At 34.9% G+C, this 9,053-nt stretch carries 11 protein-coding genes; 10 read left to right on the top strand and 1 reads right to left on the bottom strand.

Features of this window, described 5'->3' with window-relative positions; translation table 11 throughout:
* From LJE08_RS01810 to LJE08_RS01770, 9 genes are all read left to right on the top strand, one after another.
* The coding region (locus LJE08_RS01810; RefSeq protein ID WP_227402256.1) for a C40 family peptidase at positions 1-446 on the top strand (446 nt) is incomplete at its 5' end.
* Positions 447-527: 81 nt separating this feature from the next.
* On the top strand, positions 528-1,043 hold the full coding sequence (locus tag LJE08_RS01805) for a nitroreductase (RefSeq protein ID WP_117923911.1): 516 nt from the start codon (positions 528-530) through the stop codon (positions 1,041-1,043).
* Entirely contained in the window at positions 1,036-1,521 is a 486-nt protein-coding gene (gene ispF / locus LJE08_RS01800; protein WP_227402255.1) for a 2-C-methyl-D-erythritol 2,4-cyclodiphosphate synthase, read from the top strand. The genes LJE08_RS01805 and ispF overlap by 8 nt, the downstream gene beginning before the upstream one ends.
* Complete coding sequence (gene dtd / locus LJE08_RS01795) at positions 1,518-1,967, top strand: D-aminoacyl-tRNA deacylase (protein ID WP_117923915.1); 450 nt, start codon at positions 1,518-1,520, stop codon at positions 1,965-1,967. The genes ispF and dtd overlap by 4 nt, the downstream gene beginning before the upstream one ends.
* Positions 1,967-2,821 (top strand): bifunctional methylenetetrahydrofolate dehydrogenase/methenyltetrahydrofolate cyclohydrolase FolD, encoded by an 855-nt coding sequence (folD, locus tag LJE08_RS01790; protein WP_227402254.1) that lies wholly within the window; start codon positions 1,967-1,969, stop codon positions 2,819-2,821. Before dtd ends, folD begins: the two co-directional genes overlap by 1 nt.
* Positions 2,822-2,823: 2 nt before the next feature.
* Positions 2,824-3,015 (top strand): DUF951 domain-containing protein, encoded by a 192-nt coding sequence (locus LJE08_RS01785; RefSeq protein ID WP_117570826.1) that lies wholly within the window; start codon positions 2,824-2,826, stop codon positions 3,013-3,015.
* Between the two features lie 18 nt (positions 3,016-3,033).
* Positions 3,034-4,137 (top strand): redox-regulated ATPase YchF, encoded by a 1,104-nt coding sequence (ychF, locus tag LJE08_RS01780; protein WP_117570827.1) that lies wholly within the window; start codon positions 3,034-3,036, stop codon positions 4,135-4,137.
* Complete coding sequence (locus LJE08_RS01775; RefSeq protein WP_186998328.1) at positions 4,130-4,771, top strand: site-2 protease family protein; 642 nt, start codon at positions 4,130-4,132, stop codon at positions 4,769-4,771. The genes ychF and LJE08_RS01775 overlap by 8 nt, the downstream gene beginning before the upstream one ends.
* A 159-nt stretch (positions 4,772-4,930) precedes the next feature.
* Positions 4,931-6,739, top strand: coding sequence for a Na/Pi cotransporter family protein (locus LJE08_RS01770; RefSeq protein ID WP_227402253.1), 1,809 nt, complete (start codon positions 4,931-4,933; stop codon positions 6,737-6,739).
* 20 nt (positions 6,740-6,759) lie between these two features.
* On the opposite strand, the gene LJE08_RS01765 is transcribed toward LJE08_RS01770, so the two are convergent.
* Complete coding sequence (locus LJE08_RS01765; protein WP_186998326.1) at positions 6,760-7,794, bottom strand: hypothetical protein; 1,035 nt, start codon at positions 7,792-7,794, stop codon at positions 6,760-6,762.
* A 126-nt stretch (positions 7,795-7,920) separates the two neighbouring features.
* Between LJE08_RS01765 and LJE08_RS01760 the strand changes: the two genes are divergently transcribed.
* Positions 7,921-9,021, top strand: a complete 1,101-nt coding sequence (locus LJE08_RS01760) for a methionine synthase (RefSeq protein ID WP_227402252.1) — start codon at positions 7,921-7,923, stop codon at positions 9,019-9,021.
* Positions 9,022-9,053: the final 32 nt, after the last annotated feature.

The following is a 9,053-nucleotide window of genomic DNA, read 5'->3' as shown; positions in this document are numbered from 1 at the left end:
AACAGACTGAGACTCCAGCTCCAGAGCAAAATGTAACACCTGCTCCAGAACAGACAACTCCAGCACCAGAAGTACAAGCTCCTGCAGAAACACCAGCAACTAGTACTTTAGGGCAAAGAATTGCTGCTGAAGCACAAAAATTAGTAGGTGTAACTGATGGATTATGGTGTACACAAGTTGTACAACAAGCTTTGGCAAATGCCGGTGTAAGCGATGCTTATCAATTATGGCCAGATCAATACGCAGGTCAATATGGATACTACACTAACGATCCTCAAGTAGGTGACTTATTGTACTATAACAATGGTGGACGTGGTGTTGACCACATCGCTATCTATATTGGAAATGGACAAGCTGTTCATGGAAACTACGAAGGTAAGACTGTAATTGCTAGTGCATATTTAAGCACAGCAGCATCTCCACAATTTATTCGTGTTGTTAGATAATTTTAAACTTTTAGCCAGGCTTTTTTTGTATAATAAGATTTTGTATTGTATAATATGAGGTGGTTTTGGAGGCAAAATATTATGAATGAAGCATATAAAAATCTTGTAGAGAGAAGAAGTGTAAGAAAATATAATAACAAAAAGGTGAGTCATGATTTGGTTGAAAAAATTATTTATGCCGGGCAATGTGCACCTAGTGGCATGAATCGTCAAATCTTTGCCTTTGTCGCTGTTGAGGATGAAGAATTAGTAAAAGAATTATCTAAAAAGAATGCAGAGGTTATGAATTCATCGGCAGACCCGTTTTATGGCGCAAAAAGTTTGATTATTGTCTTCGCGGATACTCATGCACCTACATATTTATACGATGGAGCTTTGGCTATGGGGAATTTAATGAATGCTGCAAATGCCTTAGGTGTTGATTCATGTTGGATCCACCGTGCTAAAGAAGTGTTTGAAACTGAATATGGTAAAGAATTAAAAGACAAATGGGGAATACCAGAATCTTATGAAGGTATTGGACATTGTATTTTAGGCTATAGAAACGAAGAGCTTAAAAATCGCGCTGAAAGAACGTCTAAGGTGGTTTATGCATAATATACGTATTGGACAAGCGGTAGATATTCATCAGCTTGTAGAGGGTCGTAAACTTATTTTGGGCGGTGTTGAAATTGAACATTCTAAAGGACTTTTAGGACATTCGGATGCCGATGTTTTAACACATGCGATTGGCGAAAGTATTTTAGGTGCTCTTGCACTAGGTGATTTAGGAAAACATTTTCCGGATACAGATCCTAAATATAAAGATGCGAACAGTCTTGTTTTATTAGGACATATCTATGATATGATGGATGAAATGGGATATCAGATTGGTAATGTAGATGCGACTATTTTGGCTGAAAGACCTAAAATGGCACCACACATTATTTCTATGCGAACGAATATTTCAAATGTATTGCATTGTGATATAGAAGATGTTTCAATTAAGGCTACGCGTGGAGAAAAACTTGGCTTTGTAGGAAATGAAGAGGGCATTGTAAGCCTTAGTGTTTGTATATTGGAGAAAAAAGGATGAGAGTAGTAATTCAAAGGGCAAAGAACGCAAAATGTACGATAGATGGTCAAATAACAGGTCAAATTGATTATGGATATTGTATTTTTGTAGGATTCAATAATGAAGATACAAATGAAATTATTGATAAAATGATTCATAAGATTTTATTCTTGCGAATTTTTGAAGATGAAAACGGGAAGATGAATAAATCCATTCAAGACGTAGAAGGAAGTATTCTTTCTATTTCTCAATTTACCTTATATGCGGATTGTAAAAAGGGGAATCGCCCAAGTTTTACAAATGCAGGTAAGCCAGATTTAGCTACAACATTGTATGATCAATTCAATCAGAAACTACAAGAACAAGGTATGCACGTTGAAACAGGTATTTTTGGTGCTGATATGAAGATTGAATTATTGAATGATGGTCCAGTAACAATTGTATTGGATTCAAAGGAGTTATTTTAATGGAAATTATATTTGGAAATACACTTGCGGATCGAATCAAGGCGGATATGAAACAAAAAATTGATGATATCCGTGCAGAAGGGGCAAGGCTACCATTATTAAGTGTTGTACTTGTTGGAAATAATCCCGCAAGTATGTCTTATGTTCGTGGTAAAGAAAAGGCTTGTTCTTCTATTGGGATGCTTCAAAGAACAATTCGTCTAGACGAAAATGTATCGCAAAAAGAATTAAATGATGTGATTATGAGTTTGAACCTAGATTCTGAAGTCGATGGTATTTTAGTGCAAATGCCTTTACCTTCGCATTTGGATGAAACAGCAGCCTTAGAATTGATTGATCCACAAAAAGATGTAGATGGCTTACACCCCATGAATGCTGGTTGTTTACTTACGAATCGTCCAGGATTTATTCCTTGTACGCCACAAGGTGTTATGGCTATGTTAGATTCCATTGGGTGTAAAGATTTATCTGGTAAACGTGCTGTGGTCTGTGGAAGAAGTAACCTTGTAGGCAAACCAATTGCGCTGTTGCTTCAAAATCGGAATGCGACAGTGACAATCGTTCATTCAAAGACACCGGATATTGAAAAGATTGCTTCACAAGCCGACATTTTAATTGTTGCGATGGGTGTTGCTCAAATGGTCAATGAAAATTGGGTAAAAGAAGGAGCTGTCGTTATTGATGTAGGTATCAATCGTGTCAATGGAAAACTTGTAGGGGATTGTGACTTTGAATCGGTTGCGAAAAAGGCAAGTTATGTAAGTCCAGTGCCAAAAGGTGTTGGTCCAATGACGGTTTGTATGTTATTATCAAATACGCTGGATGCATATCATATGCATGTGCAAGGAGAATAATTATGGAATATGGATTAAATGATATTGTAGAAATGAAAAAAGAGCATCCTTGTCATAAGTCCAATGAATGGAAAATTATTCGTATGGGTGCTGATATTCGCATTAAATGTTTAGGTTGTGGAGCCAGTGTTTTAATGCCTAGACAAAAATTTGAAAAGAAATTAAAAAAAGTAATTCGACATGAAGAAGAATAGAGAGGATGTATTGAATTTATGCCATTAACTGCAGGAATCGTTGGTCTTCCAAACGTAGGAAAGTCAACTTTATTTAACGCTATCACGAAATCACAGGTAGAAGCCGCAAACTATCCATTTGCGACAATTCAGCCCAATGTAGGCGTTGTAGAAGTACCAGACTATCGTATTGATCGCTTAGTTGAAATCTTCAATCCAAAAAAAACAATCTATACAACATTTGAATTTACAGATATTGCGGGATTAGTTAAGGGAGCAAGTCAAGGTGAAGGACTTGGTAACCAATTCTTATCAAACATTCGTTTAACAGATGCGATTTGTCACGTAGTTCGTTGTTTTGATAATCCAGATATAACACACGTTGAAAATAGTGTAGATCCAATTCGTGATATTGAAATTATTAATCTAGAATTAACTTTAGCGGATCTTCAGACAATTGAAAATCGTAGAAGTAAGATCGAACGTAAGGCTAAGACAAACAAGGATAAAGAATCATTGGATGAATTGGCTTTATTAGATCGTTTACAACCAATCTTAGAAGAAGGAAAACCAGCTCGTTCATTAGAATTGAATGAAGATGAACAAATCTTGATGAAAGGCTATAACTTATTGACAGCTAAACCTATGATCTATGTTGCCAACTTAGATGATGAAGGTATCATGGATCCAGATTCATGTGCTTACTATAATCAAGTAAAAGAATATGCACAAAGCCAGAATAACCAGGTTGTTGCCTTATGTGCGCAAATGGAAGAAGAATTGTCTGGTTTAGATAAAGAAGAAAAAGATGCTTTCTTAGAAGAATTAGGTGTTGAAACATCTGGTTTGGATCAATTGATTCAAAAGGCTTATGCCGTATTGGATCTATGTACATTCTTAACGGCTGGAGAAGATGAATGTCGTGCATGGACATTTAAAAAAGGCATGAAAGCACCGGATTGTGCAGGTGTTATCCACACAGATTTCAAGAAGGGATTTATTCGTGCTGAAGTATATCGTTTTGAAGATATCGATGAATTGGGTAGCGAATTAGCTATTAAAGAAGCAGGACGCTTACGCCTAGAAGGAAAGGATTATGTCGTTCAAGATGGCGATGTAATGCACTTTAGATTTAATGTTTAATTTATCAAATATTATTTATCTTGTCATTGCCGTTGTTCTTTCCATGTCGATTCATGAAATGGCACATGGACTTGTGTCCTATTGGATGGGAGATCCTACGGCTAAGATGGAAGGTAGATTGAGCTTAAATCCTTTTAAACACGTTGACTGGATTGGACTTGTCTGTCTATTAGTATGTGGATTTGGCTGGGCAAAACCAGTACCCGTGGATGCACGTTACTACAAAGATGCGAAGACAGGAATCATATGGACAAGTTTTGCGGGTCCAATCGCAAACTTTCTATTAAGTTTTATTTGTGTATTCTTATTTTATGCACTCTATAAATTTGCTCCATATTTTATGATGTCTAGTGTAGGATATTTGATATCGAATACATTGACATATACAGGATTGATTTCAACTGGATTTGGCATTTTTAACTTGATTCCAGTACCACCATTAGATGGCTCAAAAGTATTGTTTTCGTTTTTACCCGATGATAAATACTATAAATTTATTGATGGTGCACCATGGATGAATCTATTATTTATCTCACTGATTTTTTCAGGTTTATTAGATTATCCGTTGGGTATGTTACGTTCAAATATGATTCAATTTTTTGAGATGATCGCAAAGATGATTTTAGGCTTCTAAAGTCATCTTTTTTTTTAGCGTTTTCAGAAAAAAACTTCATTTTACAGAAAATTAACACAAATTTAATATTGTTTTGACATTGTTTTTATTGCATAATAAAGACGTTGCAATTTGCGTAAAAATTGAAAATTAAATATTCATTTTATAAAGGAGTTCAAGATGGAAATAGTTACAATGGTCTTATCCCTATTAGGAGGCATTGCGTTATTTTTGTTCGGTATGTCATTAATGGGCGATGGGCTAAAAAGCGTAGCCGGTAACAAGTTAGAAGCATTCTTGTACAAGATGACAAACACAAGCTTAAAAGGTGTTGCCTTAGGTGCAGGTGTTACTTCTGTTATTCAGTCTAGTAGTGCTACGACAGTAATGGTCATTGGTTTTGTTAACTCAGGTATGATGAAACTAAGACAAGCTATCGGTATTATCATGGGTGCTAATATTGGTACAAGTATTACCGGTTGGATATTGTGTTTATCTTATGTAGGTGGTTCTAGTGGGATCGCAAGCTTATTTTCAACAGTTACGATCACAACGTTGTTTGCGTTTATTGGTATTTGTTTAAAGACATTTGGAAAACGTACTACACATAAAAATGTTGGAAATATCATGCTTGGTTTTGCGATTTTAATGACAGGTATGCAACAAATGAGCGGAGCCGTTTCGCCTTTAAGAACAAACGAAACATTCATTAGTATGCTTACAATGTTCTCAAATCCAGTAATGGGTATTCTAGTAGGTATTTTGTTTACTGCTGTTTTACAAAGTGCTAGTGCAGCGGTTGGTATTTTACAAGCACTATCTATGACAGGCTCATTGACATTTGCGGCAGCCTTTCCAATTAACTTAGGAATTGGTATTGGTGCTGCATGTCCTGTGTTGATTTCTGCCTTAAGCGCAAATAAAAATGGTAAACGTACCGCATTAGAATATTTGATCAACGACTTATTTGGTATGATTATCTGGTCAATTCTATTCTATGGTTCAAATATATTTATGCAGTATAGCTTTGTGAATGAAGTTATGTCTCCAGTAAATATCGCATTAATGAATACAGCTATTCGTTGTGGAAATGTATTAGTTTTATTCTGGTTTATTCCCCAAATTGAAAAATTATTGATGCGTATTGTCAAAGACAGTCCAGAAGATCTAGAAGAACAAGCTGACTTTGATTTACTAGAAGAACGTTTGATTCCGTATCCTGCTTTGGCGATTGCACAATGTCATCGTGTCATGAATGGTATGGCTAAAAAGGTGCGTAATAACGTGAATCGTTCAATGAACTTGATAAATGAGTTTAAACCAGAAAAATATGATAAAGTACATCGTAAAGAAAATTTGATTGATAAATATGAAGCACGTTTAGGCTCTTATTTAATGCAGCTGACAAAACAAGCATTAAATACAGAGCAAACTCGACAAGCTTCTTTATATCTTCATACAATTAGTGACTTTGAAAGAATTGGGGATCACGCTGCAGATATTGCCGAGATGTCAAAGAGTATCAATGAAAATCGTATGGAAATGTCAAATGCCGCTATGGATGAGTTAAACCTTGTTGTGGAGGCCGTTCGTGAATCAATGAATATGACATATCATGCTTATTTAGAAGATGATTTAGCTTTGGCTCGACGCGTATCTCCATTAGGAATTGTCATTCGTGGACTTTGTGATGAAATGAAATTGCGTCACGTTGAACGTTTATCACAAGGAAACTGTGGTCTTGAAGAAGGTACAGTATTCAATGATTTATTAAATAGTTTAAACCGTATTGCCACACACTGTGCAAGTAGTATGGTGGCTTTGATTAAGATTCGTGAAAAAGATACAGATATTCATATTCACGATTCCAGAGTATATGCGATTGAAGGTGATGATTATAAAACAACATTGGCTGAGTACCGTGAAAAATATGATCTTGGACAAAGAGAAGGTCGTATTGTTAGTATGGAAGATGAACAAGTTGAATAATGTAAATAAGGCCTGATGATTCAGGCCTTTGATGTATCTATTTTTATGTCACATATGTCTTGGATTGAAAAAGTTTTAAAATAAAGTTCTTCTAAAGGAATCCATCGTTGAATAAAATTGTTCAACATATTTGGGTTCCTTTTTTCAAGTCTTGAAAGTTGTTCTTCTTTACTCACGGTTAAGAAAACAGAATACGAATAATATTTTTGAAGATCTGAGTGCATCGAATAAGAACCTTCAATGACATTAAATGATTTATATGGAATTAAGTGAGCAGATTGTATTGACAAAGTTGAACAATTGAATTTATGCAGCTTTATATCTTCATGTTTTGATAGTGGAATCAAGACCTCTTGTTCAAAGCGCTCATGGTCTACATTTTCTCCAGGACTTTCAAGCCTTTCCTTTGTCCTTTGATGGGGTTGTAAGAAAAAGTCATCCATTTTAAATACGTTACAGTCATATATTTGTTTTAAAAGATTTGAAAGTGTAGTCTTACCCGAAGCACAACGTCCGTCGATTGAAATAATAGAAGGATGCTTGTTGTCGATATGCTTAAATAGTTTTAAGAAAGGAACGTACTTTTTATGTATTAAGCGATAAGATGGATGGTACAATTGATTGAATGTATTGGAATGATGAATGGCAGGATATCCATCTTCTTTCCATTTTAAAAGAGTTAGCTTAGCGTTGTTTAAAGAAAATGGAAGTTCTTGATTGGAAATCATATCGATAAGGATTTGAAGCTTTTCTTCGAGCTGTTCCTTGCCGTTTTTTTCTTGTTGACTTGATAAAATAAATAAAGTACTCAGTGTATTTACGCTCAATCCATAATTTAAATGAAGACGAACATAATTTCCATCTAGATATTCAATGGAATTACATGTATCTAGTTTTGTGTCGAGTTCTTGTTGGATCTGTTTTTTAACTGTATCAGGATTTGAAAGTAAGTGTTCACAACCAAAACTGCTTTGGTATAAAAATTTCATTAAATCCTGTAGTTCTAGTTGTGGGTATGTTTGAAATTGGTTGAGTATATATGATTTTGTGTTCATAGAAATTATTTTATCACATTCTTTTCTTTTTTATTATAGATAAAAGTTATAACGGGCGTATATTATTAAATATTATCAATAATTAACTAGAAATGATAAAATGATGACGTTGGAGGAAAATTACTTATGTTGAATATTAAATATGATATTGTAGGATCTTTTTTAAGACCACAGGAAATTAAAGAGGCCCGTGCTAAATTTAATAATAATGAAATCACATATGAACAATTGCGTGATGTAGAGGATGAACAAATCGCAAAATTAGTTGCGAAGGAAGTACAACATGGATTGAAGTTTGTGACAGATGGAGAATTTCGTCGTCGCTGGTGGCATTTAGATTGGTTAAAAGAATTTGCTGGTTTTACGACAAAACATTTGGATAAATTTATTAATGGAAGAAACAATCATATTGAATTAGGTATGATTGAAGGTAAAATTTCTTATGATCCAAATAAAGCACATAAAGAAATGTACGCATGGGATTTCTTGAAGAATGAGGCAAGTAAATATGGTGTAGAAGCTAAGAAGTGTATTTCTGGACCAAACATGATTTTGATTGATCATTTTTTACAGTTAGGTATCAAAGATACGCCATACTATGGAACAGATATTGAAGCAGTCATTGATGATATTGGATTGGCATATCAGGCAGCTATTCGTGATTTTTACAATCATGGATGTCGCTATATTCAAATTGATGATACTTCATGGACCTATATGATTGATGATACATTTGTATCAAAAGTAGAAGGATTGGGTTATACAAAAGCACAAGTGTTAGATTGGTTTGTACGTGTAAGTACTAAGGCTTTAGAAAATCGTCCAGAAGACATGCAGATCGCAACACACTTCTGTAAAGGAAACTTCAAAGGAAATCCATTGTTCCATGGATTCTATGATACGATTGCCAAGTCTGTTGCGAGCATTCCATACGATGGATATTTTGTAGAATATGATGATGCTCGTAGTGGAACCTTTGATCCATGGGCTGTTTTAAAAGGTACTGGCCGTACATTTGTAGCTGGCTTGATTTCTACAAAGCGTAAAGAATTAGAAGAGCATGATGCGATTAAGGCACGTTATGAACAAGCTAAAGCTGTAGTCGGTGATAATATTGCACTTTCTCCACAATGTGGATTTGCCTCTGTTGAAGAAGGTAACTGCATTGATGAGGAAACACAATGGAAGAAAATTGATTTATTGGTATCTTGCCAAGATTTTATTTAAGAGGAATCGTTTGATTTCTCTTTTTTCAAAAA

It is taken from the genome of Holdemanella sp. DFI.5.55 (genome assembly GCF_020593575.1).
Taxonomy (GTDB): domain Bacteria; phylum Bacillota_I; class Bacilli_A; order Erysipelotrichales; family Erysipelotrichaceae; genus Holdemanella; species Holdemanella hominis.
Note: the sequence above shows the minus strand (reverse complement) of the source record. Positions and strands in the feature narration are given on the sequence as shown.